This window comes from Brachybacterium halotolerans subsp. kimchii (assembly GCF_020792675.1).
In the GTDB taxonomy this organism is placed as follows: domain Bacteria; phylum Actinomycetota; class Actinomycetes; order Actinomycetales; family Dermabacteraceae; genus Brachybacterium; species Brachybacterium halotolerans.
In genome coordinates, this window is record NZ_CP086254.1 from 1,738,987 (window position 1) to 1,755,819 (window position 16,833).

The following is a 16,833-nucleotide window of genomic DNA, read 5'->3' on the forward strand; positions in this document are numbered from 1 at the left end:
GCGAGTGGGAAGCAGGGTGGAAGCGGGGTGATCGGACGGGCGGCGATGGGACGCTCGCGGCACGATGCGGCGCGCGCGGCTCAAAGCGAAGCGCGCCCCTGGCAACCGGCGGCGTCCGTCGGACACCCGACTTCAAAGGTACTACTTTTCGCGCGTTAAGGTAGCACTATTGCGCGGGGCGCTGGGCCGCCCGGATCGTCGGCCGATCCGCGTCTCCCCCTCCGCCCGCCGCACCGTGCGGAGCCCGCGCAGCCCTCGATGATGAAGGAATCGCCATGACCTCGACGGACATGCATGCCGGAGTGCTCGACGACCTGGGTCGGCGCATCGCCGATGGCCGGCTCCCCGAGGGGGCGGTGCTCACGCTGTCGGGCATCGAGAAGGACTGCGAGGCCTCGCGGACCGTGGCCCGGGAGGCCGTGCGCGTGCTCGAGACCCTGGGGATGGTCGCCTCGCGTCGGCGCGTGGGCATTACGGTGCAGCCGCGCAGCAGCTGGGACGCGTTCTCCCCGCGCCTGATCGACTGGAACCTCGCCGGCCCCTTCCGTCAGCGCCAGCTCGAGGCGCTCGCCGAGCTGCGCGTGGCCGCCGAGCCCATGGCCGCGCACCTCGCCGCACGCCGTGCCGACTCCCGTCAGTGCGCCGAGCTGCGGCGTCTGGCCGATCGGCTCGTGGACCTGGGAGGGCGGGGACTGGGCGATTCCGACGACTACCTCGAGGCCGATGTCGCCTTCCACGACCTGCTGCTCGCCGCCTCGGGCAACCCGCAGCTCACGGCGCTCGCCCGGCCGGTGCGCGCGGTGCTCGAGGGCCGCAACCGCCTGGGCCTCACTCCCCCGCTGCCCGTCGAGGGCACGCTCGAGGAGCACATGCGGGTCGCGCTCGCGGTCGCCGACGGCGACGCCGAGGCCGCCGAGCGCTGCTCCCGCTCGCACATGCGCACCGTGTGGGGTGAGGTGAGCCGGACGGACGGCTAAGCGCCGCGACGCTCTCACCTGCAGATGCTTGCTGGGAAGGGCGTGTGCGAGATCCCACCGACCCCTCCAGGCGCACGGACCGCGATGCCATCATCGGGGCGTGCTCACCACGGAACAGGACTCGCAGACCCTGACCGCGGACCTCACGCGCGGCATGACCCGAGCGCGCCCTCTCGACGGGGACCGTCGACAGATGGCCTTCCGCCTCCTGGTGGCCGTGATCGCGACCGGGATGTTCTTCGTCCTCTACCGGCTCTCGGGGTGGTACCGGCCTGCCGTGCAGCTGGACCTCGGCATCCTGCGGATGCTGGAGACGCACGGGTCTCCCGCCCTGCTGAGCGCCGTCTCCGTGCCCTCGCTGATGCTGAGCAGCGCGGTGGTGCTCCTGATCGCCGCGACGCGGGACCGGGCGATGCTGGGCGTGCGCGCCTTCATGATCCTGGCCGCCTGCAACGTGCTGGGACAGGTGCTGAAGGGCTTCGTGCTGGGGCGTGATGCGATCGCGACCGATCAGGGCAACTCCTTCCCCAGCGGGCACATGATCGCCTTCGGGTCGGTGGCATTGGCCCTGTGGATCGTGCTCCCCCGCGCGGTGCGCGGCGCCTTCGCGGTCGTCGCCTTCCTCGTGCTCACCGCGGCCGCCTTCGAGCTCGTCCACTACGGATGGCACCGCCCCAGCGACGTGCTCGGTTCGCTCCTCCTCGTCACGGCCGTCGGAGCGGCCGGCGGAGCGGTCGGCGGTGCCGCGAGCGGGAGCCGCGAGCGCGGCCGGACCCCGTCGCTCAGAGCACGGAGGCGAGGAATCCCTGCAGACGATCCGACTGCGGGTGGTCGATGACCTGCTCGGGGCTCCCCTGCTCGAGGATCTGCCCGTCGGCCATGAAGACGACCTGGTCGGCGACCTCGCGGGCGAAGCCCATCTCGTGGGTCACCACGACCATGGTCATGCCGCCCTCGGCGAGCTCCTTGAGCACGGTGAGGACCTCGGCCACGAGCTCGGGGTCCAGGGCCGACGTCGGCTCGTCGAAGAGCATGAGCTCGGGCTCCATAGCGAGCGCGCGGGCGATCGCCACCCGCTGCTGCTGGCCGCCGGAGAGCTCCGAGGGGTAGTGCTCGGCGCGATCGGCCAGGCCCACGCGCTCGAGGAGCGCGAGCGCGTCCTTCTCGGCCTGCGCCTTGGGGCGGCCCAGCACGTGCACGGGCGCCTCCATGACGTTCTGCAGGGCCGTCATGTGTGGGAACAGGTCGAAGCGCTGGAAGACCATGCCGATGCGGGCCCGCTGGCGCGCGATCTGCTGGGGCGAGAGCTTCTGCCAGCGGCCGTCGGGCAGCGGTTCCTCGGCGTACCCCTGGGTGACGCCGGCGATGCGCACGCGGCCCGCCGTGGGCTCCTCGAGCTGGTTGATGCAGCGCAGCAGCGTGGACTTGCCCGAGCCCGAGGGGCCGATGAGCACAGCCACCTCGCCCTCGGCCACGCGCAGGTCGCAGTCCTTGAGCACGTGCAGGTCGCCGAAGGCCTTGTGCACGCCCTCGAGCGCGATGAGGGCAGGGCCCTCGGCGGGGGCGGCGCGGTCCGACGGGGCGGTGCTCGACAAAGCGGCGCTCGACTGATCGCCCGGCGCGTCGGCCCGATGGGTGTTCCGGGGGTCCTGGCTCATCACAGCTCCACCTCCGGGAGGGAGTTCTTGGGGGTCGTCGAGGCGCTGTTCACGGCCCGCTGGCGGGCGCGCCGCCCGCGCTTCGCCGGACCGGCGCCGCCGGGGCGGTCGTCGAAGCCGCGGCCGAAGTAGCGCTCGAGGTAGTACTGGCCCACCATCAGCACGCTCGTGATCGCGAGGTACCAGATCGCGGCGACGACCAGCAGCGGGATCGGCGCGTAGAGCTTGTTCGCGATCGCGTTGGTCGCGAAGGTGAGGTCCAGCGTGAAGGGCACGGCGAGCACGAGCGAGGTGGTCTTGAGCATGCCGATGGTCTCGTTGCCCAGCGGCGGCACGATCACGCGCATGGCCTGCGGGATGATGATGCGCCGCAGGATCTGCCCGTTGCCCATGCCCAGCGCCTTCGACGCCTCGCTCTGGCCCTTGTCCACGGAGTTCAGGCCCGAGCGGATGATCTCGGCGAGGTAGGCGCCCTCGTTGAGACCGAGGCCCACGACGGCCGCCCAGAACGCCGGGAAGTAGTCGCGGGTGGAGAAGGAGAACCACTCCGGGCCGAAGGGGATGCCCAGCGCGATCTTGGGGACGATCACCGTGAACAGACCCCAGAACACCAACTGGGTGTACACCGGGGTGCCGCGGAAGACGAAGATGTAGGCCCACGAGACGCCGCGCAGCACCGGGTTCTCGCTGCGGCGCATGATCGCCGCGGTCAGCGCGATCACCGTGCCCAGCACCATCGAGAGCACAGTGATCAGCAGCGTCCAGCCCACGCCCTGGACGACCTTCACGTCCAGGATGTACGTGGCGACCGTGCCCCAGTCGAAGACGGTGTTGGTGACCAGGAAGTTCGCGAGCGCGAGCACCAGCAGCACCACGATGACGGCGCTGATCCAGGTGCCCGGGCGCGGGCTGCGCTTGGCGCGGATGCGGCCCGGGATCGGGTCGGCGGGCGCGGGCGAGGGCTGTGTGGTGCTCACTGCGGGTCCACTTCCGAGGTCTTGATCATGCCTGCGGCGTTGCCCCAGGCATCGAGGATGTCGTGCATGGCGCCGGTGTCGATGAGGTGCTGGACCGCCCCGCGGATCGCCTCCGCGAGCTCGGGCTGGTCCTTGGAGACGACGATCCCGTACAGGGCCGCGTCCTCGATGTCGCCCACCTGCTCGAGGGTCCCGCGGGACTTCTCGATCGCGTAGGCGACCACCGGTGAGTCGCCGATGAGGACGTCGGCCTTGCCGCCGGCGGCGGCGGTCGCGGCGTCGGCGTTGCCCACGTAGGGCTGGTCGATGACGCCCTTGCCGCCGTCCTTCCGGCAGGCGGCGTCGCGCTCGGCGACGACGTCGTCCATGTAGGTGCCGACCTGATGGGCGACGCGGGCGCCGCACAGGTCCGGCGGGTCGATGTCGTAGGGGTTGCCCTTCTTCACCGCGTAGGACATGCCGGCGGAGAAGTAGGAGACCATCGAGACCTGCTTCAGGCGGTCCGGGTCGATGGTGAAGCTCGAGATCCCGACGTCGTACTTCGAGCCGATCGAGGGGATGATCTGCGCGAACACCGCGGACTCGGTGCGCGTGTCCAGCCCCAGCACCTTGCCGATGCCGCTGAGGATGTCCATGTCGATGCCCACGGCCCCGCCGTCCGAGCCGACGAACTCGCCGGGCGCGTAGTTCAGCGCCGCGCCGTTGACGAGGATGCCGCGCTCGCGGACGTCCTTCGGGACGAGGTCGGCGAGGTCGTCCTGCTTCTGGATCGTCGAGAGGTCGATGTCGGGGATCGCGTCGGTCTCGGCGTCCAGGCGCTCGGAGGCGTGGGTGCAGCCGCCGAGGGCGGGCACGGCGACCGCGGCGCCGAGGGCGAGGGGCAGCGCGCGCAGCAGGGTGCGTCTGCGGGGCCGGGGTGACGGGAACACGAATGGAAGTTTATGCAGAGGTATGCATGATGACAAATTCGTGGGGTGTGGGGCACACGGGGCCGCGCACCGCGCGGCCCCGTCGATCGCTCACATCCCCGGCATGCCCCCGCCACCGCCGCCGGCGGGAACGGGCTCGCCCTGCTCCTCCTCGGCGTCGGGATCGGCCATCGCGCCCTCGAACTGCGAGCGGTACAGCCGCGCGTAGGCGCCGTTCGCCTCGAGCAGCTCGTCGTGCGTGCCCTGCTCGACGATGTCACCGGCCTCCATCACCAGGATCAGATCCGCGTCGCGGATCGTGGAGAGCCGGTGGGCGATCACGAAGGAGGTGCGGCCCGAGCGCAGGCGGTTCATCGCGTTCTGCACGAGCAGCTCGGTGCGGGTGTCCACGCTCGAGGTGGCCTCATCCAGGATCAGCAGGCTGGGCCGGGCGAGGAACGCGCGGGCGATGGTCAGCAGCTGCTTCTCCCCCGCGCTCACGTTCGAGGCCTCGGAGTCCAGGACCGTCTCATAGCCGTCGGGCAGGTGGCACACGAAGTCGTCGACGTGGGTGGCCTTCGCGGCCTCGATGACCTCCTCGTCGCTCGCGTCCAGGCGCCCGTAGCGGATGTTCTCCATGATCGTGCCGTTGAACAGCCAGGTGTCCTGGAGGACCATGCCGGTGCGCTCGCGCAGCTGGGTGCGGGTGAGGTCGCGGATGTCGATGCCGTCGATCGTGATGCGGCCGCCGTCGATCTCGTAGAAGCGCATCACGAGGTTCACGAGCGTCGTCTTGCCCGCGCCCGTCGGCCCCACGATCGCGACCGTATGCCCGGGCTCGGCGACCAGCGAGAGGTCGCGGATGAGCTCGCGCTCGGGCGTGTAGGAGAAGCGCACGTGGTCGAACTCGACGCGGCCCTCGCGGATCCGCGAGGCGGCGTCCAGCGAGGTCGGGTCCGGGTTGCCGGCCTCGTCGCGGGCCGAGTCCGGGGTCTGCTCCTCGGCGTCGAGCAGCTCGAAGACGCGCTCGGCGCTGGCCACGCCGGACTGCAGCATCGTGGCCATCGAGGCGACCTGGCTGAGCGGCTGCGTGAACTGACGGGAGTACTGGATGAACGCCTGCACGCTGCCCAGCGACATGTCGCCGCCGATCACCTTGAGGCCGCCCACGATCGCGATCGCGACGTAGGTGAGGTTCCCGGCGAACATCATCAGCGGGCCGATGAGGGAGGAGACGAACTGGGCGCCGAAGGACGCCTTGTACATCTCGCCGTTGCGGGCCTCGAAGCTGCGGGACGCCTCCTGGCGTCGGCCGAAGACGTTGACGAGCTCGTGGCCGCTGAAGGCCTCCTCGACCTCGGCGTTGACCTTGCCGGTCGCGTCCCACTGCTGCTGGAACAGCTTCTGGGAGCGCTTGCCGACGATGGCCGTGATCACCGCGGCCAGCGGGATCACGCACAGGGCGATGAGGGTGAGCTGCCAGGACAGCGTCAGCATCATGACGATCACGCCGAGCACCGTCAGCAGCGCGTTGACCAGGCCGGTCAGCGTGTTGATGAGGGTGTTCTGGATGTTGTCGATGTCGTTGGTGACGCGGGAGAGGATCTCGCCGCGTCGCTGGCGGTCGAAGTAGGACAGCGGCAGACGGTGCAGCTTCTCCTCGACCTCGCGGCGCAGGCGGTAGACCATCCGGAAGATGATGCGGTTCAGCATCACGCCCTGCAGCCACTGGAACAGGCTCGCGACCACGTAGATCCCGACCACGAACCACAGCACCTGGTGCAGGGCCGCGAAGTCGATGCCCTGGCCGGGGGTGAGGTCCATGCCCGCGAGCAGGTCTGCGTAGGTGTCGTTGCCCTGCGCGCGCAGGCCCTCGATGATCTGCGCCTTCGTCGCTCCCGCGGGCAGCTGCTTCGAGATCGCTCCGGAGAAGACGATGTCCGTCGCGCGGCCCAGGATCTTCGGGCCGACGACGGCCAGGCCCACGCCGATCACGCCGAGCGCGATCCCCAGGATCGCGTACATCTTCTCGGGCCCGATGGTGCGGATCAGCCGCAGCGCCGAGGGCCAGAAGTTCTTCGCGCTCTGACCCGGGCGCAGCCCGCGCTCGGCGCTCTTCTCGGCCTCGATCTCCGCGGCCTCGCCGGCCTCGTCGCCCGCGGGCTTCGCGGACGCGGGAGCGGGCGCGGTGCGCGCGCCGTCGGGTGAGTCGGCGCCGTCCGCCTGGGTCGCGCCGTCGGCCGGAGTCACGCCGTCGGGCAAGTCGGCGCCGTGGGGCGGGGTCGGCGTGTTCGTCGTGTCGTCGGCGTTCATGCGACCACCTCCTCGGCGCCCTGGGAGCGGACGATTTCCTGATAGGTCTCGTTGTTCTCGAGCAGCTCGGCATGGGTGCCGGAGCCGACGACCCTCCCGTGCTCGAGCACCAGGATCAGATCGGCCGAGGTGATGGTGGTGACGCGCTGGGCGACGATCACCTTCAGCGCGTCGCGGGTCTCCGGCGCGAGCGCCGCCCGCAGGCGGGCGTCCGTGGTGAGGTCGAGGGCGCTGAAGGAGTCGTCGAAAAGGTAGATCTCCGGCCGGGCGACCAGCGCGCGGGCGATGCACAGGCGCTGGCGCTGACCGCCGGAGACGTTCGTGCCGCCCTGGGCGATCGGCGAGTCGAGCCCGTCGGGCATGGCGGCGACGAAGTCGCGTCCCTGGGCGACGGTGAGCGCGTGCCAGAGCTCCTCGTCGGTCGCGTCGGGTCGCCCGAAGCGGAGGTTCGTCGCGACCGTTCCGGAGAAGAGGTAGGGGCGCTGCGGCACCAGGCCGATGCGGTCCCAGAGCACCTGCGGGTCCAGCTCGCGCACGTCGACCCCGTCGACCCTCACGCTGCCGGAGGTCGCGTCCATCAGCCGCGGCACGAGGCTGAGCAGGGTGGTCTTGCCGGAGCCGGTGCCGCCGATGATCGCGACGGTCTGCCCTGCGCGGGCGGTGAAGTCGATGTCCGTGAGCACGTTGTTCTCGGCGCCCGGGTAGGTGAAGGAGACGTTCTCGAAGGCGAGGTCGCCGCGGCCGTGCACCTCGGTGACGCCGCGCTCGGGCACCGTCACGGAGGTCTCGGTGGTCAGCACGGCGTCGATGCGCTCGGCGGAGACCATGGCGCGCGGGATCATCATCGTCATGAAGGTCGCCATCATCACCGCGATGAGGATCTGGATCAGGTAGGCGATGAACGCGGTGATCGACCCGACCTGCATGGTCCCCGACTCCACGCGCGGCGCCGCGAACCAGAGCACGAGCACACTGGAGACCTGCAGCAGGAACATGATGATCGGGTTGATGAGGATCATCAGCAGGCCCACGCGGCGGTTGGTGTCCGTGAGGGCCTCGTTGGCGCCCTCGTAGCGCTCGCGCTCGAAGTCCTCGCGGGTGAAGGCGCGCAGGACGCGGATGCCGGTGATCTGCTCGCGCAGCACCTTGTTGATCGCGTCGATCCGCTCCTGCATCACGCGGAACAGCGGTGCCGCACGGGCGATGAGGAAGCCGACGGAGACCAGCATCAGCGGCACCATCACCGCGATCAGCCAGGCCAGCCCGGCCTCCTCGCGCAGCGCGAGGACGATGCCGCCGATGCCCGTGATGGGCGCCTGCACCAGGAACTGCATCGAGAAGAAGACGAGCATCTGGACCTGCTGCACGTCGTTCGTGGAACGGGTGATCAGCGAGGCGGCCCCGAACTCGTTCATCTCGTGCGCGGAGTAGGTGGCGACCTGGTCGAAGACGCGGCTGCGCAGGTCGCGGCCGATGCTCATGGCCGCGCGGGCGGCCGCGTAGTTCGCGACGACCACGGCGACGATGTTCGCGAAGGTCACCGCGAGCATCCAGCCGCCCAGGCGCCAGATCGTCGGGATGTCGCCCTGGGCGACGCCGTCATCGATGATGTCGGCGTTCAGCGTGGGCAGGTAGAGGTTGGCCAGCACTCCGAGCAGCTGGAAGATCACGACGATGATGATCAGGGTCCAGTACCGGCGGGCGGCCGCGAGCACGAGTCGCAGCAGAGTCACAGAGGTCCTTGGGCAGATGCGGTGCGGTCCGGGGGCGCGCGGACTGCGCGGTGAAGCCTACGTCGACCCGTGCGCACGGTCCATGGGATTCGGGCGCAATCGGGCGGATTCCGCCGAGGGTGGAACGCCGCGGGATGACGTCGATCGGTGGGCGGAGCGCGCGCCGCCCATGACGGCCGAGTCTCCCCCGCGACGCCCTCCGCGCACATCCGCCGATCGGCTGATCCTCGCGCGTCCCGGCCGAATGCCCGTGTTCGGGCCGGATCCCCGCGCGTCGGGGTCGGATCAGCGGGTCCGGGCCGGATCCCCGCGCGTCGGGGTCGGATCCGCGCGTCCGGGCCGGATCCCCGCGCGTCCAGGCCGGACCTCTACCCTGGCCTGCGTGAGCAGACGGATGCAGCAGATCATCATCATCGTGGCGGCCATCGCCCTGGTGATCCCCTTCGGCGCGGTGGGCCTCGCGCAGGTCTTCGGCCGCAGCAACGGGACGACCGACGCCTCCTCCGCCACGGCGAGCGCGACCGCCCAGGACACGCGCCCCGCGGTCGACCCGTCGTCCCAGCCGAGCCCCTCCCCCACGTCCGGCCCGAAGCTGCCGACCTCGGCGATCACCGACCAGTCGGACGACGGCGCCACCTCCGTCGGCACCTATCTGCTCGAGTCCTACGCCTACATGATGGCCACGGGCGACACCGACGGCTGGATGAAGGTGGTCGACTCGAACTGCGAGGTCTGCACGTCGTTCCTCTCCAACGCCACCCAGCTCCATGACCAGAACGGATACCAGGTGGGCGGCGAGTTCACCGTGAAGTCCGCGAGCTTCGACGGGGCCGGCGACCCGCCCACCAGCGGCACGCTCACCCTCGAGGTCACCCAGAAGGACGCCACGATCGTCGACGACCCGAACAAGGAGGCGCAGGACGTCGACGGATTCAGCGGCGAGATGCAGATGAAGCTGAACTGGGACGGGAAGCAGTGGAAGGTCGGCGACATGTCGATCACCGGTGCCGACGGCGCGAGCGGGACCGGCGCCTCCGACGGCGGCGGCGCGGCCGGCTGAGTCAGCGCGGCAGGCTGAGGCAGCGCGGCCGGCTGGGTCAGCGCGCCTGCGGGAACCCGGGGAGCTGGCGCGCCGCGTCCCCGCGATTGCCGGTGAGCTCGCGCGCGGGCTCGGCCGCAGCGGCCCTCGCCAGCTCGCGCTGACCGCTCGCCTCGGCTGCGCGGGCGATCTGCGCGGTGACCTGCTCGGGCGGGGTCGGCCCCGTGCCGGCGAACCAGACCCAGCGGCCGTCGATCGAGCGCGGCGGAGGATCCTGCAGCGGCGCCAGCACTGCACGGTGGCGGCGCGCCTGCTTCGGCGAGGGCCCCACGAAGTGGATGCCGCGGCGGGTCCAGGCGGACCGGCGCACGGTCGACTGCGGGAAGCCGCCGGTCCCGGTCTCGGCCACGTACCGCCGGGCGCCCGTCACGGGGACCACGCTGCCCGGGACGATCTGGTCCGAGGGGATCACGTACGGGCGCAGACCCGGCGCGCAGCTGCCGACCACGATCCCCCGTTCGCACACCACCAGCCTCTCCCCGCTGATGAACAGCAGGATCAGGCCGAAGATGATCGCGAACGCGAGGGCGGGCGCCACGGCGAGCACGACGCTCTCGCCGGGATTGATGAGAGTCAGGCCGGAGAACACCACCCAGACCAGCACGAACACTCCGATCACGAGCGGACCGGGACGATCCGCGTGGACCGCGAGCACCTCACCGACCTCGTCACGGTGCCGGCGTGCGGCGCGACGGGCGCTCATGCGTCCTCGGCCGCGAAGAGGAACAGGTCAGTGCGGTAGGGCATGCCGACCTCGCTGCCGGGGGTATGGCCGAGGTGCTCGTGGAGGTACCAGTCGAGGTTCGCGAGCACCTTCTCACGCCGCTCGGGCGGTGCGGTGATGACGTAGCTGCGGGTGCGGGCGAGGTCGATGAGCTCGTGCGTGGTGCGCGGGTCCTCCCAGCGCTGCACGACCCGCTCGCGCAGCGTGAAGTGCGGGGTGATCGGCGGCGAGAAGTCGTCGCGGTACACGTCCCCCGCGTGCATGATGCGCGAATAGCGGTGCACCCAGGGGATCTGGACGTCGAGCGAGTTCCACAGCAGGGCCAGCACGCCGCCCGGTCCCAGGATCCGAGCGATCTCGGCTCCCGCGGCCTCGGTGTCGAACCAGTGCCAGGCCTGCGCGACGCTCACCAGATCGGCGCTCGCGTCCGGGAGACCGGTGTCCTCGGCGGAGGCCTGGACGGCGCGCAGGGAGCCGATGGGGCCGGCGGGGTCGTCGGGGTCGACGGGGTCGACGGGCCCGCCGCGACCGTCGGCCGACGTGGCCATGGAGGCGTACGCCTGCTCCGCGGTCTCGAGCATGGAGCGACTGGGGTCGACGGCGATCACGTCGAGGCCGCGGCGCGCGAGCTGCAGGGAGAGCTTGCCGGTCCCGGCGCCGAGGTCGACCGCGATGTGGGCGGGAGTCGCGCCCGGGGTGGTGCCCGCTGACGCACCAGCGGAGGCGCCTGCTGGTGCACCGGGTTCTCCTGCCTCACCGGCCGGGCCGCCCGCGCCGCCCGCGCCGACCGCGCCGTCGTGCGATGGCAGCGCCGCGAGGATCGCATCGAGCACCTCGGGCGGGTATCCGGGACGCAGGCGGTCGTAGTCACCGCCCTGACCCTGGAACGCCGCACCCAGCTGCCGGTGGCGCTCCCGCGTGCCGAAGCGCGGAGTGTCCCGCGAGGAGACCGGAGGGACAGCGGGATCGCTCATGGGCTCATCGTCCCAGACGCCCACCCCGCACCGAGAGGTGAGAAGACGTCGTCATTCCGCCCTTTTGACAGCAGCTTCTCACCTCTCGGGGGCTGCGGGGGCGGGCTGCGGGGGGGGTGACGCGGGTGCGCGAGGGCTGCGCGGGGCGACTCAGCGGTTGAGGAAGTGCAGCGTGGTCGCGATCGCGAAGGTGAGGGTGGAGGCGAAGCCGCACACGAGCTCGAGCATGACGCCGATGCCGAAGGCCTTGATGGCGATCCAGCTCGACTCCCAGGCGAGCTTCATGTCGCGGCGGCGGTACCACTCGGAGCCGTAGAGGCCCAGGACGAACCCGATCGGCAGGCCCAGGAACGGGATCACGAAGATGCCGACGATGCCCGCGGCCACACCCACGAGGATCGGCCACGTGGGCACGTCGTTGTCCTTGAGCCGCTTCCCCGTCATGACGTAGCTGCAGGTCATGCCCACGGCGCAGAGGACCGCGATGATCGCGAAGGCCAGCCAGGTCCAGCCGCCCAGCACGATCGCCCACACCAGCGAGCCGATGAGGATCGTGATCGAGCCGGGGATGATCGGCAGCACGATGCCCGTGAGCCCCACGACGTACGCGAGGCCGACGACGATCGTGACGATGATCTGGACGGTCAGGGAATCCACGGGGCCTCCGAAGGGGCGGGTCGAGCGGGATCAGGCGGGCGCGCCGGATGGGGCGGGCGCACCGGATGCCCCGAGCCGTCGACCCCGGGCATCCGGAACCAGGTCAGGGCAGGCGCACGACCTGGCCGGCCCAGGAGAAGCCGCCGCCGAAGCCGACCAGCAGGGCCGTCGCGCCCGCGGGGATCTTCCCGGCCTCGCGCATGCGGGAGATCGCGAGCGGGATGGTCGCGGCGGAGGTGTTGCCGGAGGTGATGATGTCGTCGGCCACGATCGCGTCCTCGCGCAGGTCGAGGGCGGCGGCGAGCGGCTCGATCATCCGCAGGTTCGCCTGGTGGGGCACGAACACGTCGATGTCGGCCATGGTCAGGCCCGCGGACTCGACGATCCTCTGCGAGAGCTTCGGCGCCTCGCGCAGCGCCCACCCGAGCACCTGGCGTCCCTGCTGGGAGAAGCAGCCGCTGGGCGGACCGATGGTCACGGCGTCGGCGAGATCGGTGACGGTCCCCCACTGCACGGGCGAGATCGTCGGCTCGTCGCTCGGGACGAGGACCATGGCGCCCGCGCCGTCGGCCGTGAGGATGCAGGTGGTGCGGTCGGAGTAGTCGGTGACCGCGGAGAGCTTCTCGGCGCCGATCACGAGCGTCGTGGTGGAGGCGCCCGCGCGGATCGACATGTCCGCCACGGCGAGCGCGTGCTCGAATCCCGAGCAGGCGGCGCCCACGTCGAAGGCGGCGGGGTTGGGAAGGCCCAGCAGGTGCGCGACCCGACCGGCGGCGCTCGGCGAGCGCTCCTGGTTGGAGCAGGTCGCGACGATCACCTGGGTGACCTGCGAGGGGTCGATGCCGGCGTCGGCAAGAGCGTTGCGACCGGCCTCGGCGGCGAGGTCGGCGACGTCCTGGTCGTCGGCGGCGATGCGACGGGACTCGATGCCCGTGCGCTGGCGGATCCACTCATCGCTCGTCTCGACCATCTGCTCGAGGTCGTGATTGGTCATGATCCGCTCGGGCCGGTAGTGACCGGTGCCGACGATCCGTGAGCCGGCCGGGGGCGTGGTGGGCATGGGGGTCCTTCCTGCAAAGGCTGGTCTGCCGGGAGTCTAGGCCGCGGCGGACCGCTGACGCGCGGTGGCGCCAGCATCTGTGAGAGCACGCGCATCGACCATCGCACTGCCCGCCAGGCGCCCTGAGAGCCCTCGATGGTCGCCGACGAGCGCGAAGACCAGCACGACCAGCATGTACAGGCCGATCGCGAGGCTCAGTGCGCCGGCCGCGAGCGGAATGCCCGCCGCGGTCAGAAGCAGCGCGAGGGCCCGACCCACCGTCCAGACGCCGCCCACGGCGCTCGCCCGCAGCAGGCGCGCTCCGACGCCGCCGGCGCCGCTCGGCCACGCCGGAGCGATGCCCACCGCTCGCTGCCCGAGGGAGGCGCCGCTGCGCCCCAGGGCGGGCAGCGCGAAGACCACGGCGAAGGCGAGCACGAGGAGCAGGGCCTGTCCCGGCTCGCCGAGCTCGTGGACCTGCCGCGCGTCCGTGGTGAAGACGAGCTCGACCACGGCGCGTCCGAGATCGAACAGGAACCCGACGAGGCCGACGGCGACCAGATCGACCACCATGCCCAGCAGACGGCGCATGCCCGAGACGCGATGCGAGCGCCGAGCGGTGAGCTGCTCGGGGCTCGGCATCCACCAGTGCAGGAGCAGCGGGGCGAGCAGGGCGCCGACGAGGGCGCCGGTGGTGTTCAGGATGAGGTCGTCGACGTCGGCGATCCGGTAGCTGCAGTCGTAGATGCCCCACAGCCCGGTGTACTGGGTGGCCTCGATCGCGAGGGAGACCAGGGCGCCGAGCGCCGTGGCCGTGAGCACCCCGCGGCGCAGCATGCCCCGCACCGCGAGCCCGAGCGGCACGAACAGGACGACGTTCAGCGCGGCCTGCAGCACCGCCCAGCTGGTGACGGCGTCACGCAGCCCGAGCCCGCCGCCCTCCCGCGCGATGTCCGCGACGAACTGGAACGGCGTCAGCTGCAGGGTCCGGCCGGCGCCCTCGCCGCAGGTCCGCGCCGGATCTGGGAGGGGCAGCAGCGTGTAGGCGACCAGGGCGACGCCGTAGACGCTCACCGCCGCGGCGCCGAGCAGCCGCAGCACGCTCAGCCGTCCGTACCTGCGGTACTGGAGGACGAGGATCGGCACGAGCAGGCCGACGAACAGCACGCCGCCGCCGATCACGGAGAAGGGGATCTGCCAGGTCCAATCGCTCACGCCTCAGGACATTACGGCGACCCGGCCCCGCGCGGCATCCGCCTGCGAGCGCTCGCGGGCGACCCGCTCTCCACCCATGAGCGGACCGCGCAGGTGTCCGGGTCACGCCGGGGACGGATCGGACGACGGGCGCGGCCGCCGGGGGCGGCGCGGGGCAGCGCGGGGCAGCGCGACTCGGGGCAGGACGGCGACGCCCGGTGGGGGCCGCCGGATCCGCTGTCTCGCCGACGAGAAGTACGAAACGGTTGCCATGAGCGTCCATGACAACCGTTTCGTACTTCTCGCGGACCCAGGACGGGCGCGGCCCCGGCCCCTTTCGACGATCAGCCCCTCGCGTTCGACGATCAGTCCCTCGCATTCGCCGCTCAGCCCCTCACGGGGCCGCTCAGCCGTTCGCGACGGCGATCTTCAGGGACTGCCCTTCGTCGGCCGTCGAGGCGCTGCCGTGGAAGTCGGCGGCGTCCGTGGTCGCGGAGGTCACGCTGCCCTCGAGGTCGAGGACGAGGCCGGAGTAGCGGTTCACCAGGTGATAGGTGCCCGTGCGCTCACCGGTGGTCGGGTCGGTGTCGCGCACGACCCACCACTGCTGACCCACGGACGGGTCGGTGCGCTTGCCGTGCTGCTCCCCCGCCGCCTTCGTGGCCTTCACCTTCGTGCCCCAGGCGCGCTGCGTCGTCGTCGTGGAGTCCACTCCGAGCAGTGCGCCGCTGCGCGTGTTGGCGATCGTGTACGCGCCGTCGCCCGTCGGGGCGATCTTCCAGGACGCGCCGGCGTCGGTCCGCTGCGCCGTGCCGACGACCTTCGCCTTCCCCTTCTTCTGCTGGGCCAGCGCGGTGCGCTTCCCGGTGGAGAGGGTGTACGCCTTCTTCGTCGAGAAGAGGTTCTGGGCCTCGGTCGCGGCCTCGTCCTCACTGTCGATCGAGACGTCGAAGTACTCGCCGTCGGACTCGCCGGTGCAGGAGATCGAGCAGTAGGAGCGGAAGTCCTTGCCGATGATGTTGCCGCTCGTCAGGGACTTGGAGTCCACCATCCACCGGTACCAGGACGACCAGTCCTGGTCGTCGCCGGTGCCGATGAGGTGCCACTTCTGGCTCGTGAGGTCGTCCGTGGCGTAGTACTCCTGCGGGCCGGGGCGCGTCGCGCCCTCGGGCTGGCCGATGTAGAGCCCCAGGTGCGCGTCGTAGCTGATGTTCATGACGAACAGCGGCGAGGTGCCGGGCAGCTCGCCCGCCTTCACCTGGGCGTCGGTGTTGCCCTTGGTGGTGGGGTCGTAGTCGTCCTCGGGGGCCGTGTACCCGGTGGCGTCGCGGTCGGTGACCGGGGTCAGGTTGGACTCCTTGCCGCCCAGGCCCTTCTGGGAGAACGAGCCGTCGAAGAACTTGGTCCACGAGCCCGGCGCCATCTTCTTCGAGATCGGCGCGCGGGCCACATGGGAGAGGTTCACGTTCTCCCCGCCCTTGCCCTGCTTCCCGATCACGCGGGAGCCGTAGTAGACGTAGAAGTACCCGGAGGCCGTGTCGACGAACAGGCGCGGATCGCCGTCGCCGTAGTTGTAGGTGTCCTCGGGGAACTGCTTCTCGTCGCCGCGCTTCGTGGAGTACGGCGAGGTGATGATGTGGTCCTTGATGTCCCACGTCTTCCCGTGGTCCGTGGAGACGGCGTAGTCCAGGGAGTCGTAGTGCAGGCTGTCGCCGAAGGGGCGCCCGGTGAACTCGTTGTGCACGATGCCGATCCAGTCCCCGGAGTCGGGGTCGACCCATACGCCCACGAGGTCGCAGAAGTTCTTCTGGCTGTAGGAGCCGGTGGGGTCCTTGCTGGCCTCCTTGCCGGTGGGGCTCTGGTTGCAGCGCACCGTGGTGTCGTCGTTGCGGTGCTTCGGGTTGTCCGGATCCGCGGCGGTGTTGAGCTCCTTGTCCGCGGTCATGTCCTCGATGGTCGTGCCCTTGTAGAACAGCCACTCGCGCGGGTCGTCCTTCGCGTAGAGGGCGTGGGCCGACTGCGCGTGGAAGCTGCCGTCGGCGTCGATGAACATCGCGGCCGGGGTGTCGTCGGGGAAGGCGTAGTCGTGGCGCGCACCGACGCTGATATCGGCCGACGAGGATGCGGACTGCGAGGTGTCCGAGCCGTCGGCGGCGACGGGGGCTCCGGGCGCCATCGGTGCGGCCGAGGCGAGGGACGGGGTGGCGATCACGAGCCCGGCGACAGCGGCGGACAGGATCGATGCAGCACGAGACCTGCTGGTCATGGGGATGTCCTGGGGGTGGGGGATGAAGAGGTCGAGATCATGCCGAGGCCCCGAGAGGTGACCCCGGTCACGGCACGACCGTACAGCAAACCGATTGACATCCGACGTCCTGTGCGCCGTTTCGGCTGAAGGTGCTGCGATTCGCGCAGCGTTGGGTCCGCTCGCGCTGCCCGACGAGAAGTATGAAACCGCGCCGCCCGACGAGAAGTACGAAACGGTTGCCATGAGCGTCCATGGCAACCGCTTCGTACTTCTCGAGCGCAGGGACACGGCCGATCTCCCGCGTCGGCCGCCGCCTCCGCCTGCTGCGCTCC

The 16,833-nt window shown here is 70.8% G+C and carries 14 protein-coding genes; 3 read left to right on the forward strand and 11 right to left on the reverse strand.

The genetic code is table 11. The features are described from left to right. Positions 1-275 precede the first annotated feature (275 nt). Together Bra3105_RS08010 and Bra3105_RS08015 are read left to right on the forward strand one after the other, a co-directional pair. Positions 276-977 carry a FadR/GntR family transcriptional regulator gene (locus Bra3105_RS08010; RefSeq protein WP_228359357.1) on the forward strand — a complete coding sequence of 234 codons (702 nt, stop codon included), beginning with the start codon at positions 276-278 and terminating at the stop codon, positions 975-977. A gap of 100 nt (positions 978-1,077) precedes the next feature. Next, the gene (locus Bra3105_RS08015; protein WP_228359358.1) at positions 1,078-1,815 is read left to right on the forward strand and encodes a phosphatase PAP2 family protein; all 738 of its coding nucleotides are present in this window, start codon (positions 1,078-1,080) and stop codon (positions 1,813-1,815) included. Here Bra3105_RS08015 and Bra3105_RS08020 read toward each other — a convergent pair. From Bra3105_RS08020 to Bra3105_RS08040, 5 genes are all read right to left on the reverse strand, one after another. Beyond that, positions 1,760-2,635, reverse strand: coding sequence for an amino acid ABC transporter ATP-binding protein (locus Bra3105_RS08020; RefSeq protein WP_228359359.1), 876 nt, complete (start codon positions 2,633-2,635; stop codon positions 1,760-1,762). The genes Bra3105_RS08015 and Bra3105_RS08020 overlap by 56 nt on opposite strands. Then, complete coding sequence (locus Bra3105_RS08025; RefSeq protein WP_228359360.1) at positions 2,635-3,612, reverse strand: amino acid ABC transporter permease; 978 nt, start codon at positions 3,610-3,612, stop codon at positions 2,635-2,637. The genes Bra3105_RS08020 and Bra3105_RS08025 overlap by 1 nt, the downstream gene beginning before the upstream one ends. Beyond that, a complete protein-coding gene (locus Bra3105_RS08030; protein ID WP_228359361.1) occupies positions 3,609-4,541 on the reverse strand; it encodes a transporter substrate-binding domain-containing protein in 933 nt (310 codons plus the stop codon). Before Bra3105_RS08030 ends, Bra3105_RS08025 begins: the two co-directional genes overlap by 4 nt. Before the next feature lie 90 nt (positions 4,542-4,631). Then, positions 4,632-6,833: an ABC transporter ATP-binding protein gene (locus Bra3105_RS08035; protein ID WP_228359362.1), complete on the reverse strand. Its 2,202-nt coding sequence runs from the start codon at positions 6,831-6,833 to the stop codon at positions 4,632-4,634. Further along, a complete protein-coding gene (locus tag Bra3105_RS08040; protein ID WP_228359363.1) occupies positions 6,830-8,566 on the reverse strand; it encodes an ABC transporter ATP-binding protein in 1,737 nt (578 codons plus the stop codon). The genes Bra3105_RS08035 and Bra3105_RS08040 overlap by 4 nt, the downstream gene beginning before the upstream one ends. Before the next feature lie 382 nt (positions 8,567-8,948). Here Bra3105_RS08040 and Bra3105_RS08045 point away from each other — a divergent pair, with 382 nt between their 5' ends. After that, positions 8,949-9,626 (forward strand): DUF6318 family protein, encoded by a 678-nt coding sequence (locus tag Bra3105_RS08045; RefSeq protein WP_228359364.1) that lies wholly within the window; start codon positions 8,949-8,951, stop codon positions 9,624-9,626. Between the two features lie 37 nt (positions 9,627-9,663). Here Bra3105_RS08045 and Bra3105_RS08050 read toward each other — a convergent pair whose 3' ends face one another. The 6 genes from Bra3105_RS08050 to Bra3105_RS08075 form a co-directional block, all read right to left on the reverse strand. Continuing rightward, positions 9,664-10,368: a hypothetical protein gene (locus Bra3105_RS08050; protein WP_228359365.1), complete on the reverse strand. Its 705-nt coding sequence runs from the start codon at positions 10,366-10,368 to the stop codon at positions 9,664-9,666. After that, positions 10,365-11,363 (reverse strand): class I SAM-dependent methyltransferase, encoded by a 999-nt coding sequence (locus tag Bra3105_RS08055; RefSeq protein WP_228359366.1) that lies wholly within the window; start codon positions 11,361-11,363, stop codon positions 10,365-10,367. The genes Bra3105_RS08050 and Bra3105_RS08055 overlap by 4 nt, the downstream gene beginning before the upstream one ends. A 150-nt stretch (positions 11,364-11,513) precedes the next feature. Continuing rightward, on the reverse strand, positions 11,514-12,020 hold the full coding sequence (locus Bra3105_RS08060) for a DUF456 domain-containing protein (RefSeq protein ID WP_200501475.1): 507 nt from the start codon (positions 12,018-12,020) through the stop codon (positions 11,514-11,516). Positions 12,021-12,123: 103 nt separating this feature from the next. Next, positions 12,124-13,080 carry a beta-ketoacyl-ACP synthase III gene (locus tag Bra3105_RS08065; protein ID WP_228359367.1) on the reverse strand — a complete coding sequence of 319 codons (957 nt, stop codon included), beginning with the start codon at positions 13,078-13,080 and terminating at the stop codon, positions 12,124-12,126. 36 nt (positions 13,081-13,116) lie between these two features. Continuing rightward, positions 13,117-14,274: a VanZ family protein gene (locus Bra3105_RS08070; RefSeq protein ID WP_228359368.1), complete on the reverse strand. Its 1,158-nt coding sequence runs from the start codon at positions 14,272-14,274 to the stop codon at positions 13,117-13,119. Positions 14,275-14,659: 385 nt separating this feature from the next. Next, positions 14,660-16,519, reverse strand: a complete 1,860-nt coding sequence (locus tag Bra3105_RS08075; RefSeq protein WP_228359369.1) for an RICIN domain-containing protein — start codon at positions 16,517-16,519, stop codon at positions 14,660-14,662. Positions 16,520-16,833: the final 314 nt, after the last annotated feature.

What these genes read in the sequence shown, in the direction of transcription:
- Bra3105_RS08020 (WP_228359359.1), bottom strand. Translation starts at nt 2,635, where the DNA reads ATGAGCCAGGACCCCCGGAACACCCATCGGGCCGACGCGCCGGGCGAT.
- Bra3105_RS08010 (WP_228359357.1), top strand. Translation starts at nt 276, where the DNA reads ATGACCTCGACGGACATGCATGCCGGAGTGCTCGACGACCTGGGTCGG.
- Bra3105_RS08065 (WP_228359367.1), bottom strand. Translation starts at nt 13,080, where the DNA reads ATGCCCACCACGCCCCCGGCCGGCTCACGGATCGTCGGCACCGGTCAC.
- Bra3105_RS08075 (WP_228359369.1), bottom strand. Translation starts at nt 16,519, where the DNA reads ATGACCAGCAGGTCTCGTGCTGCATCGATCCTGTCCGCCGCTGTCGCC.
- Bra3105_RS08050 (WP_228359365.1), bottom strand. Translation starts at nt 10,368, where the DNA reads ATGAGCGCCCGTCGCGCCGCACGCCGGCACCGTGACGAGGTCGGTGAG.
- Bra3105_RS08035 (WP_228359362.1), bottom strand. Translation starts at nt 6,833, where the DNA reads ATGAACGCCGACGACACGACGAACACGCCGACCCCGCCCCACGGCGCC.
- Bra3105_RS08055 (WP_228359366.1), bottom strand. Translation starts at nt 11,363, where the DNA reads ATGAGCGATCCCGCTGTCCCTCCGGTCTCCTCGCGGGACACTCCGCGC.